At 69.9% G+C, this 15,086-nt stretch carries 15 protein-coding genes; 5 read left to right on the top strand and 10 right to left on the bottom strand.

Annotated features, from left to right (window positions below):
• Window positions 1-93: 93 nt before the first annotated feature.
• The 4 genes from ACWCQM_RS13045 (at window position 94) to ACWCQM_RS13030 (ending at window position 3,276) form a co-directional block, all read left to right on the top strand.
• Window positions 94-867, top strand: a complete 774-nt coding sequence (locus tag ACWCQM_RS13045; RefSeq protein ID WP_450915362.1) for a DUF4097 family beta strand repeat-containing protein — start codon at window positions 94-96, stop codon at window positions 865-867.
• A 70-nt stretch (window positions 868-937) separates the two neighbouring features.
• Entirely contained in the window at window positions 938-2,308 is a 1,371-nt protein-coding gene (locus ACWCQM_RS13040) for a hypothetical protein (RefSeq protein WP_450915361.1), read from the top strand.
• 122 nt (window positions 2,309-2,430) lie between these two features.
• Window positions 2,431-3,042, top strand: a complete 612-nt coding sequence (locus ACWCQM_RS13035) for a DUF4383 domain-containing protein (RefSeq protein WP_450915360.1) — start codon at window positions 2,431-2,433, stop codon at window positions 3,040-3,042.
• A gap of 9 nt (window positions 3,043-3,051) precedes the next feature.
• Window positions 3,052-3,276, top strand: a complete 225-nt coding sequence (locus ACWCQM_RS13030; RefSeq protein WP_450915359.1) for an FmdB family zinc ribbon protein — start codon at window positions 3,052-3,054, stop codon at window positions 3,274-3,276.
• A gap of 92 nt (window positions 3,277-3,368) precedes the next feature.
• On the opposite strand, the gene ACWCQM_RS13025 is transcribed toward ACWCQM_RS13030, so the two are convergent.
• From ACWCQM_RS13025 to ACWCQM_RS13010, 4 genes are all read right to left on the bottom strand, one after another.
• Window positions 3,369-4,028, bottom strand: a complete 660-nt coding sequence (locus tag ACWCQM_RS13025; protein ID WP_450915358.1) for an O-methyltransferase — start codon at window positions 4,026-4,028, stop codon at window positions 3,369-3,371.
• Window positions 4,029-4,086: 58 nt separating this feature from the next.
• Window positions 4,087-4,851 (bottom strand): HAD family hydrolase, encoded by a 765-nt coding sequence (locus ACWCQM_RS13020; protein ID WP_450915566.1) that lies wholly within the window; start codon window positions 4,849-4,851, stop codon window positions 4,087-4,089.
• A gap of 203 nt (window positions 4,852-5,054) precedes the next feature.
• Window positions 5,055-7,634: a phosphoribosyltransferase gene (locus ACWCQM_RS13015; RefSeq protein ID WP_450915357.1), complete on the bottom strand. Its 2,580-nt coding sequence runs from the start codon at window positions 7,632-7,634 to the stop codon at window positions 5,055-5,057.
• A 50-nt stretch (window positions 7,635-7,684) separates the two neighbouring features.
• Complete coding sequence (locus tag ACWCQM_RS13010) at window positions 7,685-8,845, bottom strand: HpcH/HpaI aldolase/citrate lyase family protein (protein ID WP_450915356.1); 1,161 nt, start codon at window positions 8,843-8,845, stop codon at window positions 7,685-7,687.
• Between the two features lie 211 nt (window positions 8,846-9,056).
• Here ACWCQM_RS13010 and ACWCQM_RS13005 point away from each other — a divergent pair, with 211 nt between their 5' ends.
• Entirely contained in the window at window positions 9,057-9,965 is a 909-nt protein-coding gene (locus tag ACWCQM_RS13005; RefSeq protein WP_450915355.1) for a TerD family protein, read from the top strand.
• 33 nt (window positions 9,966-9,998) lie between these two features.
• Here the strand turns inward: ACWCQM_RS13005 and ACWCQM_RS13000 are convergent, their stop codons facing one another.
• From ACWCQM_RS13000 to ACWCQM_RS12975, 6 genes are all read right to left on the bottom strand, one after another.
• Entirely contained in the window at window positions 9,999-10,733 is a 735-nt protein-coding gene (locus ACWCQM_RS13000; protein WP_450915354.1) for a TerD family protein, read from the bottom strand.
• Between the two features lie 173 nt (window positions 10,734-10,906).
• Window positions 10,907-12,043, bottom strand: coding sequence for a DUF475 domain-containing protein (locus tag ACWCQM_RS12995; RefSeq protein WP_450915353.1), 1,137 nt, complete (start codon window positions 12,041-12,043; stop codon window positions 10,907-10,909).
• Between the two features lie 68 nt (window positions 12,044-12,111).
• The gene (locus ACWCQM_RS12990) at window positions 12,112-12,687 is read right to left on the bottom strand and encodes a TerD family protein (RefSeq protein ID WP_073747245.1); all 576 of its coding nucleotides are present in this window, start codon (window positions 12,685-12,687) and stop codon (window positions 12,112-12,114) included.
• Between the two features lie 98 nt (window positions 12,688-12,785).
• Complete coding sequence (locus ACWCQM_RS12985; RefSeq protein ID WP_450915352.1) at window positions 12,786-13,361, bottom strand: TerD family protein; 576 nt, start codon at window positions 13,359-13,361, stop codon at window positions 12,786-12,788.
• A gap of 224 nt (window positions 13,362-13,585) precedes the next feature.
• Complete coding sequence (locus ACWCQM_RS12980; protein ID WP_450915351.1) at window positions 13,586-14,053, bottom strand: peroxiredoxin; 468 nt, start codon at window positions 14,051-14,053, stop codon at window positions 13,586-13,588.
• 171 nt (window positions 14,054-14,224) lie between these two features.
• On the bottom strand, window positions 14,225-14,662 hold the full coding sequence (locus ACWCQM_RS12975) for a DUF3052 domain-containing protein (protein WP_267077945.1): 438 nt from the start codon (window positions 14,660-14,662) through the stop codon (window positions 14,225-14,227).
• Window positions 14,663-15,086: the final 424 nt, after the last annotated feature.

Here is a 15,086-nt window from a genome sequence, read left to right as displayed (position 1 = left end):
CCCCGGAGACGGTAGCCGTCCGGATCGTTTCGGGGGTGGGGCCGTACATACGGTGGGGGCACATCGGCAGCGCACTCAGGGGGACTCGACATCATGGCCATCCGTACACGACGTACCGACGTACTCCTGGCGGCCGGTGGGGCCGTGGTTCTCGTGGCGGCGCTCAGTGGTTGTGGCAGCTCGGATGCGGAGGGTGCTCCCAGCGAGCAGAAGTCGTTCGCCTTCAGTGGGAAGACGCTCACCATCGACGCCGAGAACTCGACCCTCGATCTCGTGCCCGCCGACATCGACCAGATCGAGGTGACCCGCCGTGTCGACGGGTGGGTGGTGCTGGGCAGTGGGCCGGACCCCGTGTGGAGGCTGGACGGGGACACCCTGAAGCTCGATGTGAAGTGCCGGGCCTTGATCAGCAACTGCGAGTCGCACCACGAGGTGAAGGTGCCCCGGGGGCTGGCTCTGAGCGTGCGGGGGGACAACGGGAAGGTCACCGCGGCCGGGTTCGCCGCGCCGTTGAAGATCTCCGCGGACAACGGCGGGGTCGTGGTGCGTGACTCCTCCGGGCCGCTGGAGCTGCACAGCGACAACGGCACCATCGAGGCCGAGCGGGTCTCGGGGGGCTCCGTGATCGCCCGTGCGAACAACGGGTCGGTCGAGCTCGGGTTCGAGACCGTGCCCGTTCTGGTGGACACGGTCAGTGACAACGGGAGCATCACCATCGACCTGCCGGCGGGCAGGAGCACGTACGCGGTGTCCGCCCATGCCGACAACGGTGACGTGCGGGTGGACGTGCCGCGCAGCGACTCCAGCGGGCACGTGGTGAAGGCGCGCAGCGACAACGGGGAAGTCACTGTCCGAAGTGCGAACTAACCGGCCCGTGTGTTCGTCCTAACTGGTGGGAGAATGAACCGGGCAGGGCGAATCGGCACGGGAGAGGGATGTGACGGCGACACACACGCGGCCGCAGGCGAAAGCGAGTGTTGGTTCCGCCGTCAGGGACGTCCTGGTGCTGATGCTGCTGCCGGTGCCCGTCCTGGCCGCCGTGCTTCCGGCCGCCTTCGCCGGCGGGGGCACGCGGCGGTGGTTCGGCGGGCGTGGGGAGAATCAGCGGGCCGACGCTCAGGCGGCGAAGGATGCCGCGGCGGCGGCGTTCTACGACCTGGACACCGCGCAGCGTGATCTGAAGATCTCGATCGAGACGATCACCGCGGTGGACAGTTCGCCCCGTGCCCGCAAGGCGGTGGAGGACTTCGACGCGCTGGGCCGGCGCATCGACGAGGTCAGCCACGCCTACATCACCGCGGTCGACGCCCATGACCTCGACCGGGACGATCTGGAGCCCTCCGCCGCCGCCGGCGCGCGGACCCAGCTGACCCGGGCCAAGGACGATCTCGTACGGGTGAAGGGTGAGCTCGACCGGTTCGGCCAGAGTCTCGGACCTCTGCTCGGCAGTGCGGAGACCCAGCTCGCGCGGCTCGCTCCCGCTGTGGAGCGCGCCCGGCAGGCGTTGCTCGCCGCGAGCAACGCCCTGGACGCCGTGCGCGCGTCGGGCATGCGGGCGGACGATCTCGCGGCACGGCTGGCGGCGCTCGCCCCCGAGCTGACCAAGCTCAACCAGGGCGCCGGGAAGCACGGCGTCGCCGAGACGATCCAGCGTGCCGATCAGGTCCTGCGGGACGCGGAGGCGGTGCGGGCGGAGGCGGCCCGGCTTCCCGAGCGCGCCTCCGAGATCGACCGCCGGCTGGTGTCGCTCCGCACCCGGGCCGAGGCGCTGACGACACGCGCCGGGCAGGTCGAGCCGGTGCTCAGCGAGCTCAGGCGGCGTTTCTCGGCCGCGTGCTGGCAGGACCTCCAGCCCGTTCCCGAGCAGGCCGCGGCCAATGTCCGGCAGGCCGAGGCCAAGCTGGCGGAGGCCGCCGAGGCGCGGGGTGAGCAGCGCTGGGCCGATGCCACGTCCCGGCTGAGCACGGTCCGTGCGCTGCTCAACTCCACCGACGAGGCGGTGTCCGCCGCCGGTGACCGGCTGCGGCAGCTGGACGCGGTGGCCAAGAATCCGCAGGCGGAGATCGACCGCACGCGCTTCGCGATCAGGGACGCCCAGCGCCTCGCCATGGCGGGGCGGAACACGCCCGATCCGCGCCATGCCCGCCCGCTGGACGACGCCGTGGCACGGCTGGACCGGGCGATCGAAGGGCTCGACGGCCGTCATCCCGACTACTGGCACTTCCTCACGGAGACCGAGGCGGTGCGGCAGACGGTGACCCGGGTGGTTTCCGCGATACGCGAGGAGCTCGGCGGCGGCCCTGCCTGAGCCCGTCACCGCGCCGCCCCTCCGTCGGCGGCGCCTCGGCGGCCCCATTTGTCCTCCGCCCCCCGTGGGCCGATCCTGGAGTTACGCAGCGGCTTCCGCTGAAGCGTCCGGAGGAGGCCGTCATGGCCGTACACGTTCTGCATCCCACGGGCCGACGTCGCAAGGACACTCCGCGCGACACCACGCGCAAGGTCCCCCTGCTCGACGAGCACCTGCCCGTCGACCACCGGCTCAGCAAGGTCTACCGCGTCGGCGCGGGCCTCATGGGCCTGCTGCTCGTCGTCTTCGGCATCCTGGGGCTCATCGACCGTATCGGCTTCTTCGACACCGGCGGTGACACCGTCGCGGGCCTCAACACCAACGGCGCGCTGAGCATCCTGTCCATCTGTGTCGGGCTGCTGCTCTTCGTCGGCATGGTCATCGGCGGGAACTTCGCCTCGACCCTGAACATGGTCCTCGGGGTCCTCTTCATCGCCAGTGGCTTCGTGAATCTGGCCCTGCTGGACACCGGTCTGAACTTCCTGGCCTTCCAGATGCAGAACGTGCTGTTCAGCTTCGTCGTCGGACTCCTGCTGATGATGTTCGGCATGTACGGGAGGGTCACCGGCGGACTGCCGCACGACAATCCGTACTGGCGGGCCCGCCACCCCGATCAGGTCGCGAGGGAGGAGCGTCTCGTGCGCACTCCGATGCCCGAGGTCATGCCCGGGGCCGTGAACGGGAAGAGGCTCTAATCTGGGGCCATGCCTCGTTACGAGTACCGCTGCCGCTCCTGCGGCGAGACGTTCGAAGTCAGCCGTCCCATGGCCGAGTCCTCCGCTCCCGCCTCCTGCCCCGCCGGGCACGAGGACACCGTGAAGCTGCTCTCCGCCGTGGCCGTGGGCGGCTCGGCCTCGTCGGCCGCTCCTGCCCCGTCGGGCGGCGGAGGCGGAGGCGGCGGGTGCTGCGGGGGCGGCTGCTGCGGCTGACCTCCCCGGCCGAGGCGCCAACCCGCGCGGCAGCCTCCGCTGAGGGGATCGCCTCCCCCGCACCGCAGGCCCCCGGCACGCCGGCGCGGGTGTCACTTCCGGCGGGAGAGCGTCAGGCCGTCCGCCACGGTCAGCAGCACGCTCTCCATCCGGCCGTCGGCTGCCACGTGCTCGTTGAACTCCTTGATGGCCGCACCGGCACCGGTGGCCTCCGGGTCGGTGACGCTCCCGTGGAAGAGGACGTTGTCGGTGACGACGAGCCCGCCCGGACGCATGCGCGGGACGAGCTCCTCCCAGTACGGGATGTAGTTCCCCTTGTCCGCGTCCAGGTAGGCCATGTCGATGTGCGGCTCGGCCGGCATCGCGCGCAGGGTGTCCAGCGCGGGCGCGATCCGCAGGTCGATCCGGTCGGCGACGCCTGCCTTCTCCCACGCGTCGCGGCCGTACGCCGTCCACTCCTCGGAGATGTCGCAGGCGATCAGCTGCCCGTCCAGGGGCAGCGCCTGGGCCATCGACAGAGCGGAGAAGCCGGTGAAGGTGCCGACCTCCACGATGTGCCGGGCCCCCGTCAGCCGGACGAGAAAGGCCAGCAGCGGCCCCTGCTCCTGCGCGGACTGCATGCCCGCGCGGTTGGGGAGCTCCGCGTAGGTGGTCTCCACGAGCTCGCGCTGCACCGGGTCCAGCGGCGGGTTGTGGGCGAGGACGTAGGCGTACAGCTCGTCCGTGATCTTGGTGTCGTTGCCCTTGGTCATGCGGCTCTCCTCCGGTCGCTGCGGGCCGCCCAGCTTGCCGAAGATCGCTGCGGGGTGCTCAGTGACCCGCCGGACGCGCATCGGCGGCGCGCAGGAAGCGGCGCAGGATCTCCTCACCCGCCGCGACGCCCCGCTCCCGCAGCACCTCGGTGTTGGGCGCCCCCCAGCCGCTGTCCGCGAGCTCACCGTGTCCCGGGCGCCACGCCCGGTCGACGGCGAGCAGCAGGTCCGCGTCCAGGAGCGAGTCGCCGGCGGCGAGCGTCCTCGTGGCGCCGGTGCGACGGGCCACCTCGGCCATCGCGGCGCTCTTCGTGAGCGGCTTGGGCACGGCGTAGATCTTGCGGCCCTGAAGGGAGACGGTCCAGCCCCTGGGGTCCGCCCAGCCCGCCAGCTCCTTCACCCAGCCCTCGGGGAGGGCCGCGCGGTCGACGACGAGATAGGCGAAGAGCTCTTCGGCGACCCGTTCCTTCAGCAGCCAGGCGGGGTCGGACGTGGCCAGGATGTGGGCGCGGACCTGGGCGAGGGAGACGCACTCGTCGGCGATCCTGCGGGCCACCCGCGCCTGCCAGTCCGGGTCGGAGACGCCGTCGACCAGGATGTGCCCGCCGTTGGCGCAGATCGCGTAACGGGAGGCGGGGCCGGGCAGGTGGATGCGGCCGAACTGCTCGCGGGTCCGGGTGGTGGTCGGTACGAACACCGTCGTGCGGGCCAGCTCGTCGAGCAGGGCGGCGGCCGTCTCCGTCATGTAGCAGAGGGGCGCCCGGCCGTACACCTCCACGCAGAGCAGGCGCGGGGCCCGCTCGTCCGGCATGGACAGCTCCATGGACGCGGCGGAGTAGATGAGGGTGCGGTCGAGATCGCTGGCCACCAGCGTCACGGGAGCCGCCACGGGAGCGGCCTCCACAGCCGGAGCCGCCGCGGGGGCGCCCTCCGGAGCCGCCGCGGGGACAGCGGCAGGCGCGGCCACCGAAGAAGCGGAGGGGCCGTCGGACGCACCGGCGTTCGCAGGGGTGCTCGTCGTCCCGCTCACTTCGACGTCACCGCCGTGCCGTCCGCGCCCGTCGCGCCCCGGGTGTACTTCGGGTGGATCAACCCGACGCAGGTGTACGGGAGTTCGTCGACCTCCTCGACCGGTACCCCGCGCTGCTCGGCGAGCAGGCGTACGTGGTCGAGATCCGCACCCGCGCCCCGCTTGGCCAGGATCTTCCAGGGGACGCGGCGCAGCAGCACCCGGGTCGTCTCGCCGACGCCCGGCTTGACCAGGTTGACGTCGTGGATGCCGTACTCCTCGCTGATCCGCTCGACGGCCGCCCAGCCCTCCCAGGTGGGGGCGCGGTCCGCCGCGAGCAGTTCCTTGGCCTCGGCGTCCACCGCGTCGGCGACCTCGTCGAAGCGGGCGGCGACCTGGTCGAGGAACAGCCCGGAGACGTCGGAGCCGGCCAGCTCGCGGTAGAACTTCGCCCCGTGGAAGTCGTGCGGGCCGACCAGGTCGGAGCGCAGCACCGTACGGGAGATCAGCCCGGACACCGTGGAGTTGAGGCAGGCGGACGGGATGAGGAAGTCCTCGCGCGTCCCGTACGTCCGCACACAGCCGCCCGGGTCGGCAAGTACGGCGATCTCCGGGCTGAAGCCCTCGAACTCCTCCAGCGCGGCGGCGAGTTCGCGGGTGATGGCACCCTTGCCCGTCCAGCCGTCGACGAAGACGACGTCCGCCGGGTCGTGGTGGGCGGCCAGCCAGCGCAGGGCGTTGGCGTCGATGCCCCGGCCCCGGACGATGGAGACGGCGTAGTGCGGCAGGTCGAGCCCGTGGCGGTGCATCGCCCAGCGGCGCATGAGGACCCCGACCGGGGTGCCGGCGCGGGCGAGGGAGACCAGGACGGGGGTCCTCCCCTCCGAGCGGAGCCGGGAGGCGGGGTGTTCGGCGAGGATCGTCTCGGTGACCGTGCCGACGGCGCGGGCGATACGGGCCGCCGAGGTCTCCAGGGCGGCCTTGAACAGCTCCTGGTACTGCGGGCTGGGCTGGTATTCGACGGGCAGCGACTCGGCGTAGTGGGCGCCGCCGCTCTGGATGGCCTCCTCCCGTTCCTCGGTCGGGGCCTCCAGGGCCGTGTCCGAGAGGTCCTGGAGCAGCCAGCCGACGTCTTCCGCGGCGTAGGAGGAGAAGGCGGGGCCCCTGAGGGGTTCGGGCAGCATGGCGGCTTCCTGCCTGTGGAGGGACGACGACGAGGCCGTACGGGAGGTTGGCTGCGCGTCCGTACGGGAGGTCCGCGACCGGGCGTACGGCGGGACGTACGACGGGACGACCGCGAGCAGCACCCGGTCGGTGTGTCCCGCGAGCCGGGCCAGGAGTCCGTCGGGGGCGTGCAGCGCGGGGGTGTCGGCCGTGGAGTCGACGACGGCGACGACGGCGTCGAAGCCCGCGCCCGCGACGTTGTAGGCGTAACGGTCGCCGGGCCCGTCGGCGGGGTCGTCGTGGGCGGGGAACACAAGGCGGCTGCGTATGGCGTAGCCCGGGTCGTCGACGGCGAGCACCGGCGAGCGGGTGGTGGTGGAGTAGCGGACCTCGGCGGTGGTGGCGTCCTCCAGCGCGGTGCCGAGCCGCAGAGGCGCGTACATCAGCTCCTCGAAGCCGAGGACGAGCACCCTGCGGGCGTCACCCAGGGCGTCGGCGATGCGGGCGGCCATGTCCGGCAGCGCCGCTTCGAGGGCCGCGCGGTGGACGGGGGTGAAGCCGTGGCGTCCGCCGTCGGGCACTCCGGCCGGCCAGTCGACGGCGACCCGCACGGGGGCGGAGCGCGGGGCGGGAGGCTCGCTCTCCGCAGCGGCGGCCTCCTGCTCGGCGACCAGCTTCCGCCCCTTCTCCAGGACGCCGTCGGGCAGGACCACGGTGCCCCGGGCGCGGGCGACGAGATCGACGCGGGCGCCGATCTCCTCGGCGAACTCGGCCAGGCGCCCCTGGTCGGCCTCGGACCGCATGTCCACCAGGGCGACGATGACGTACCGGTCACGGGGGTAGCGCGCGTGGAGGGCGCGGATGGTGTTGAGCACGGTGTTGCCGGTGGAGAACTCGTCGTCGACCAGGACCAGCGGCGCGCCGTCCCCGGTGCTCCGCAGCAGGTCCTGGTCCTCGGGCAGCAGCAGGTGCGAGGTGGCGTGCGAGTGCGCCTCTTCGAAGCCGCCGGCCTGGGCGACCCCGTCGACCGGCCGGCGGGTCGAGTGGAGGTAGGGGGCGACGCCTATCCCGTCCGCGACGGCGTGGCCTAGGCCCGTGGCTGTCTCCGCGTATCCGAGGACGACCGCGCGGCGGGCCTCGGCCTCGCCGAGCAGATGGCGCACCCGCTCCCCGAGCTCGAATCCCGCGCCGTGGACGACGGAGGGCCGCTGGGGCACATGCTTGCCCAGGACGTTCGACACGAGCAGATGGGCCCGCTTCGGGTTGCGGCGAAGGGCGAGGCCCAGCAGCTCCCGGATCTCCCCGTCACCGGCGAGCTCGACCCCGAGCCGCCCCGCGACCCAGTTACCCGACCACTCCACGTCCACTGCCTCTTCTTCCCGTATCCGCCCGGTCGTCCGGTCGGCCACCCTGTCGGTCGTCCGGTCGGTCATCCGCTCGGCGGGCTCGCCCGCGGGGCGGCCCAGCCCGCCCGTTGACGCGTTCAGTCCGTCACGCCCGCGGCCAGGAGCTCCACGAAGCCGACGTCCTCCTGGGCCACACCGAAGACCTCGGCCCTCTGGAGGGTCCGTTCGGCCCAGGCCCGGTGCGGTTTCACCTCGTTCATCTTGTTCGTGTAGGCCGAACGCAGCACTCCGCCGCCGCCCCGCTCGGGCCGCAGGATGTCCTGCGCGTCGCTGTACTCCTCATGGCTGACGACCGACAGCGCGTGCACGGGGAGGACGTGGGACGGGTGGATGCAGGTCTTGCCGAGCAGTCCGTTGGCCCGGTCGAGCTCGATCTCACGGAGCAGCCCGTCGAGGTCGTGCTCGATGAGCGTGGTGCGCAGTTCCTCGGCCTGCCCCATGAAGGGGCTGCGGCGCAGCTGGGGCTTGAACATCCGCTCCTGGAGGCGGAAGTACTCCCACACCGGTCCGGTGATGGTGAAGCCCGTGCCGTCCGCCCGGCCCAGCACGTTGACGACGTCCCCGATGACGGCGCCGACGATCTGGACGTCGTACGCCGTCATGTCGGGCGCCCTGCGCAGACCGTAGGCGGAGCAGAAGTCGGTGACGCCGAGCCGCAGCGCGAGAATCCGCTCGCGGTACTTGTCGACGGTACGGGCGATTCCCCGGAGGGTCTCGCCCCTGGTCTCCAGGTGCAGCAGCTCGGGTGATTCGAGCACGGGCATCGCGAACAGCCGGTGTCCGCTGTCCGCTTCGGCCGCGGTGAGGGCTTCCAGGAACAGTTCTCCGCGCTCTTCGGTGAATTTGGGAAGTACGAATCCGGACAACAGTCGGGCGGAGCTTCCGAGCCGCCGCACGAGGTCGGAGATCTGATCCGGCTCACGGACCCTGATGAAGAGCAGCGGCACACCGGCCGCCCGCGTCTCCAGATCGGCGAACTGGCGGACGAGATTGGCCTCGGCCCCGACCACTTCGGCGTCGTCGATGGAATCCTCCAGGCAGAGCACCATGGAGACGACTCCGAGCCCGGCCTGTTTGATCACGTCGTCGGCCAGTCTGGGCCGGGTCGCGGGGCTGTAGAGGGTGGCGCCGAGCGCCGCCGACAGCATGCGGGAGGGGGAGTCCGCGCTGAATTCGCACGGCTCCCTGAAGAACAGACCCTCCCGGACAGCGGGCGAGATGTGCCCGAAATGACGCATGTGTTTCCCCCGTACTGCCTGATAGACGGGACAACGTGTGGCCGGTAATAGTACGTTCGGACAGGTGTCGGAGGTTCCCCACCCATATGAACTTCGGGTAACCCCGCCGTATCTCACACCCCGCGCGGCGCGCCTGCGTGCCCGGCGCGAACACGTCCTGGCCTACTGTTTCGCACCCCCGCGTTGTCCGCGCGCCCCACCAGCAGGCAGGATGACCGCCATGACGCACGCGATGCTGAAGGGCTCGAACGTCCCTCTCGACGCCACGGCCGTACGGGCCGTGCTGCGCTGGACCCCGGGCGCCGGGGTCCCCGATGTGGACGCCTCCGCCCTGCTGCTCGGTTCCTCCGGACGGGTGCGTTCCGACGAGGACTTCGTCTTCTACAACCAGCCGCGCCACCCCTCCGGTCACGTGCGGCGGCTGCCCAAGCGCAGTGCTCCCGAGGGCCTCACCGACACGATCGAGGCGGATCTCTCCGCGCTCGACCCGTCCGTGGACCAGGTGGTCATCGCCGCGTCCTGCGACGAGGTGCCGTTCGAGCAGGTGCGCGATCTGCGCATATCGCTGTACGACGCGGCGTCGGCCGACGGTGAACCGCTGGCGGTCTTCGACGTGAGGGCGGAGACCGGCGAGGAGACCGCGGTCATCTGCGGCGAGCTGTACCGGCGGGGCGACGGCTGGAAGTTCCGCGCGGTGGGCCAGGGCTACCCGACGGGCCTCATCGGGCTGGCCACCGCCTTCGGGATCTCGGTGGACGAGGCGGAGGCGGCTTCCGAGCCCGGCCCCCAGGCCGAGCCCGCGTCCGGTGCCCAGGTGTCCTTCCCGCCCGCTCCGGACGCCACCCAGGCGCACGCCACGCAGGCCGCGCCCGACAGCCAGGCCACGATCCAGCACCAGCAGCCCTCGTACGGCTACCCGCAGCCGTCCGTGGCGCCCCAGCCGGCCTACGGCTACCCGCAGCAGCCCACCGGGGCCCCGCAGCCCGCCTACGGCTACCCGCAGCCCTCGGCGGCGGCCCAGCCCGCCTACGGCTATCCCCAGCCCGCAGCGGCGGCGGCGCCCGCCGCCGACCCGAATTTCGTGCTCCCCCCGCAGGGCCCGCAGTTCCTCCGGTCCTGAACCGGCGCCACGGCGGCCCTTCACGGCGCGCACTCAGGCCCGCGTCTTGTAGCCGCGTCCCCACTGCATGCCGTAGCCGTACATCCGGTCCAGCTCCGACTGGAAGCCGTACACGAATTTCACCTCGCGGCGCACGACGAGCTCGCCCTTGCTGTTGTCCACCGTGAACACCGCGCAGGAGCGTGCCTGCGGGGCGCGCTCGTCCAGCTCGATCTCGATGCGCGGGCCGTTGCCCGGATAGAGCGTCACCTTGGCGTGCGTACGGTCGAAGGCCGGGGTCTGGTCGTAGATGTAGACGAAGAAGAGCAGGCGCTTGATCTCGTCGCGCTTGTCGAGGTTCACATAGACGGTCTCGCCGGACGGCGCACCGAAGCGGTCGTCCCCGCTGAGCCTGACGTAGGGCGCGCTGTTCAGATCGCCGATGAGGTTGCCCAGCGGCTGTACGACGCCCTTGGTGCCGTCCTTCAGCTCGTACATGCAGCCCAGGTCCAGGTCGACGTTGACCATGCCCTGGGTGTGGGCCTGGACGACGTCGGGCTGGAAGAGCTTCAGCGGGCGCAGCAGCCGGCCGCTCTGCCGCGATCTGCCCCCGATGTCCGACGTACGCATCCGCCACGACAGGTTGACGCGCAGGTTGCCGGAGAGCGCGCCCTGCTTGGTGAGCGAGACCGTCGCGTTGCGCCGGGAGAGCACGATGGAGTTCGTCGCGGAGTTACCCGACTCGAACTGTGCCGCCCGTCCCGCGAACAGGCCGTCCCAGAAGGCCATCCCAACCCCCACATGTGTCCCGGTAGTACCGCCCGACCCCACGCGCACGGCTCACACGCCGCGCACGCCCCGCACGTCACTGCGGGGCGGCCACCGGGCCGGGTCCGGGTGTTCCCGGAGAACCGCCGCTGTGGGCCGCCCCGCAGAGAGAGCGTTCCTCAATCCCTACCGGGTCACACCCCGGAGGAGACTTCCGCCTTGGAATCGGAGCCGCCGGCGGACGCGATGGCCTTGTTGCGGCGCACCGAGGACCAGAAGGACCAGCCGATGAGCACGACGCCGACGAGACCGGTGATGATCTCGTTGATCTCGTACTGGATGGTGACGATGAGGATGACCGCCAGGGCACCGATCGCGTAGTGCGCGCCGTGCTCCAGGTAGACGTAGTCGTCCAGGGTGCCCTGGCGGACCAGGTACACCGTGAGCGAACGGACGTACATGGCACCGATACCGAGGCCGAGGGCCATCAGCACGATCTCGTTGGTGATGGCGAAGGCGCCGATGACGCCGTCGAACGAGAAGGAGGCGTCCAGGACCTCGAGGTAGAGGAACATGAAGAACGCGGCCTTGCCCGCGAGGAGCACCGGAGAGGCCTGCTTGCCGGCCTTCTTGGCCTGCTCCTCGGCTTCGTGCTCGCGCTCTTCCTCCTCCTCCAGCTTGTTCTCGAAGAAGCCGGAGAGACCGCCGACCACGAGGTAGGTGATCAGACCCGCGATGCCGGAAAGCATCACGGTGGACGACTTGTCGGCGTGCCCGCCACCGTGCTGGTGGGCGTGGGTCGCGACGGTCATGGCGGCGACCATCAGGACGATCAGGGCGACACAGACCGACAGCATGTCGACCTTGCCGAGCTTGGCGAGCGGGCGCTCGATCCAGCCGAGCCACTTGATGTCCCGGTCCTCGAAGATGAAGTCGAGGAAGATCATGAGCAGGAACATCCCACCGAAGGCGGCGATGGACGGGTGGGCGTCCGTCACCAGTTCCTTGTACCGGTCAGGGTCGTTGAAGGAGAGGTCGATCGCCTCGATCGGCCCCAGTTGCGCGCTGACGGCCACGATCACGACGGGGAAGACCAGTCGCATACCGAAGACGGCGATGAGCACGCCGATGGTGAGGAAGATCTTCTGCCAGAAGGCACTCATCTTCTTCAGGATTCCGGCGTTGATCACCGCGTTGTCGAAGGACAGCGAGATCTCCAGGATCGACAGGATCGCGACGATGCCGAATGCCTGCCACCCCCCGTAGAAGACCGCTGCGACCAGGCCGAGCGCGGTGACCGCGAACGACCAGCCGAAGGTTTTCAGAACCACTGGCTACCCCATCGTGTAAGTAACGGGTCTCCCGTTGTGTACGGGGCTCCCCCGCGCCGTGCGCGGCTTTACGAAACGTTGACCCCGAAGTCTAGAGCGATGCCGCGGAGCCCTGACGCGTACCCCTGCCCCACTGCACGGAATTTCCACTCCCCGCCATAGCGGTACAGCTCACCGAAGATCATCGCCGTCTCCGTGGACGCGTCCTCGCTGAGGTCGTAGCGCGCGAGCTCCTGTCCGTCCGCCTGGTTCACCACCCGGATGAAGGCATTGCTGACCTGACCGAATGTCTGCCCACGATTGTCGGCTTCATGGATCGAGACAGGGAAAAGAATCTTGTCGCAGTGAGCCGGGACCTGGGTGAGATTCACGATGACGGACTCGTCGTCGCCGTCGCCCTCACCCGTGAGGTTGTCACCGGTGTGCTCGACGGAACCGTCGGGGCTGGTGAGGTTGTTGTAGAACACGAACCACTCGTCGCCGAGGACCCGGCCCGACTGGCACAGCAGTGCGCTGGCGTCGAGGTCGAAGTCGGCTCCCGTCGTGGATCGTGCGTCCCAGCCGAGCCCGACCAGCACCTGAGTGAGATTGGGTGCGGCCTTGGAGAGGGAGACATTGCCTCCCTTGGCGAGCGTGACGCCCATGGTGTGTCCTCCCCGAGTCTGTGGACGGTCTTCTGCCGGCACGGCGCCTTCCGGACGCGATGGAGCTTGCTGTGTCCGGAGGGTCCCCCCGGACCGGCTCAGACGTTGACGCCGAAGTCCTGCGCGATGCCGCGCAGACCCGAGGCATACCCCTGGCCGATGGCACGGAACTTCCACTCGGCGCCGTTGCGGTAGAGCTCGCCGAAGACCATGGCGGTCTCCGTGGAGGCGTCCTCGCTCAGGTCGTAGCGCGCGAGCTCGCTGTTGTCCGCCTGGTTGACCACGCGGATGTACGCGTTGCGCACCTGGCCGAAGCTCTGCTGGCGGCTCTCGGCCTCGTAGATCGAGACCGGGAAGACGATCTTGTCGACGTCGGCCGGGACGCCGGCGAGGTTGACCTTGATGACCTCGTCGTCGCCCTCGCCCTCACCGGTGAGGTTGTCACCGGTGTGCTCGACCGAGCCGTCGGGGCTCTTGAGGTTGTTGAAGAAGACGAAATTCCCGTCGCTGGCGACCTTGCCCTCGGCGTTCGTCAGCAGAGCGCTGGCGTCGAGGTCGAAGTCTCCGCCGGTGGTCGTACGGGCATCCCAGCCCAGACCGACGATGACCGCGGTGAGGTTCGGCGCGGCCTTGGTCAGCGAGACGTTGCCGCCCTTGCTGAGGCTGACTCCCACGAGTCCTCCAAAAGTTTGAGAGGGCCGGCAGACACCAGTCGCCCCCGTCGTGCGTTGGCATCGGATCAACGATTGGATCCTAGTGACCGGTTCCCTGCCAAAACAGGCTTTTGGCAGGCAACCGCAGGGTGATCCCCGGATCCGGGACCGCCGGCCCCCGGAATCAGGGGTTCACCGGCCTCCGGATCAGGAGTTCACCGGCCTCCGGGGCTCCAGGGCTCCGTTCAGAGCGAGCCGAGCGCCTTGACGTAGTCGTTCAGGTCACGCGCGTCCGGCAGCCCGTTGACGACGGTCCAGCGGACCACGCCGTCCTTGTCGATGATGAACGTGCCGCGCACCGCGCAGCCCTTGTCCTCGTCGAAGACGCCGTACGCCCGCGAGGTCTCGCCGTGCGGCCAGAAGTCCGAGAGCAGCGGGTACTCCAGGCCCTCCTGCTCGGCGAAGACACGCAGGGTGTGGATGGAGTCGTTGGACACCGCGAGCAGCTGGGTGTCGTCGTTCTCGAACTGCGGCAGCTCGTCGCGGAGCGCGCAGAGCTCACCCGTGCAGACCCCGGTGAAGGCGAAGGGGTAGAAGAGCAGCACCACGTTCTTGGCACCGTGAGAACCCTGGAAATCGGACAGCTTCACGGTCCGCCCGTGGTTGTCCTTCAGTTCGAAATCCGGAGCCTGCGTGCCGACCTCGATCGCCATGTGAAACGCGTCCCTTCGCAAACGTTCACCACTTCCCCGGCCTGGGCCGTCCGGGTGACACCCACCCTACGCAGCGTTCCGCGGGGAGCCCGGGCAGGTCCGCTCCGGCGCGTACGAAGGCCCCCGGACGGCGTGATGCCGTCCGGGGGCCTTCGGTGGTGTCGGAAGAGCTCAGCGCTTGGCCTTGGCCCCCTTGGGGGTGACCAGACGGCTGCCCGTCCAGTCCTTGCCCGCGTTGATGCTCTTGGTCTGGGCAAGACCAGCTGTCTGGGCAGCCTCGTTGATGTCGCTCGGCTCGACGTATCCGTCTCGGCCGGTCTTGGGCGTCAGCAGCCAGACCGCCCCGCCGTCCTCGATCAGACCAATGGCATCCACCAGCGCGTCCGTAAGGTCGCCGTCCTCGTCGCGGAACCACAGCAGGACGACGTCAGCGACGTCGTCGTAGTCCTCGTCGACGAGATCCTGGCCGATTGTGGCCTCAATGCCCTCACGGAGCTCCTGCTCGACGTCGTCGTCGTAGCCGATCTCCTGGACCACCTGTCCGGGTTCGAACCCAAGCCTTACGGCCGTGTTGGTCCGTTCCTCCGCGTGGTCCGCGGTCGCGCTCACGGGTTGCCTCCTGATCATGTTTCGGAAAATGCTTCAGCCACGCGCGTGCGCGGGGCGTTGGCCGTAGTCCACACGGGCTCGGCGAATCGCGCAAGTACCCGGCGTCCGAGACCGCCTAAACGGTGACGTTCCATGCCACGTCGCCGCAACTTCCGGCATGTCTCCTACGGGGCCGGGAATGGTGTCCGGACCCTTTACGTCCTTCCTCAGCTTATGCCGTTTCGCTCCGCCATTCGGATTCGAACGGGCTTTGGGAACGCTTGGCCGGGTTGGGCGTATGGTTGCGGTTTGGGCAGGGCCGCCCTCTCGCTGCTGACACTCGTGCCCGGACACGGCGTCCGGGAACCTTGTGTTACCCCACAGTAGAGATGACGTTTAGGTCCTCGCGGTACACGATGGTGGCGGCGTACGCGGCCACCACGGG

Source organism: Streptomyces sp. NPDC002125 (assembly GCF_053593715.1).
The sequence above is the reverse complement of the archived record's forward strand: the minus strand, read 5'-3'. Positions and strand labels throughout refer to the sequence as shown.

Bases quoted from the DNA above. Each gene is read 5' to 3' on its own strand.
- ACWCQM_RS13045 (WP_450915362.1), top strand. From the start codon at position 94: ATGGCCATCCGTACACGACGTACCGACGTACTCCTGGCGGCCGGTGGG.
- ACWCQM_RS13035 (WP_450915360.1), top strand. From the start codon at position 2,431: ATGGCCGTACACGTTCTGCATCCCACGGGCCGACGTCGCAAGGACACT.
- ACWCQM_RS13030 (WP_450915359.1), top strand. From the start codon at position 3,052: ATGCCTCGTTACGAGTACCGCTGCCGCTCCTGCGGCGAGACGTTCGAA.
- ACWCQM_RS13025 (WP_450915358.1), bottom strand. From the start codon at position 4,028: ATGACCAAGGGCAACGACACCAAGATCACGGACGAGCTGTACGCCTAC.
- ACWCQM_RS13020 (WP_450915566.1), bottom strand. From the start codon at position 4,851: ATGGAGCTGTCCATGCCGGACGAGCGGGCCCCGCGCCTGCTCTGCGTG.
- ACWCQM_RS13015 (WP_450915357.1), bottom strand. From the start codon at position 7,634: ATGACCGACCGGACGACCGACAGGGTGGCCGACCGGACGACCGGGCGG.
- ACWCQM_RS13010 (WP_450915356.1), bottom strand. From the start codon at position 8,845: ATGCGTCATTTCGGGCACATCTCGCCCGCTGTCCGGGAGGGTCTGTTC.
- ACWCQM_RS13005 (WP_450915355.1), top strand. From the start codon at position 9,057: ATGACCGCCATGACGCACGCGATGCTGAAGGGCTCGAACGTCCCTCTC.
- ACWCQM_RS13000 (WP_450915354.1), bottom strand. From the start codon at position 10,733: ATGGCCTTCTGGGACGGCCTGTTCGCGGGACGGGCGGCACAGTTCGAG.
- ACWCQM_RS12990 (WP_073747245.1), bottom strand. From the start codon at position 12,687: ATGGGCGTCACGCTCGCCAAGGGAGGCAATGTCTCCCTCTCCAAGGCC.
- ACWCQM_RS12980 (WP_450915351.1), bottom strand. From the start codon at position 14,053: ATGGCGATCGAGGTCGGCACGCAGGCTCCGGATTTCGAACTGAAGGAC.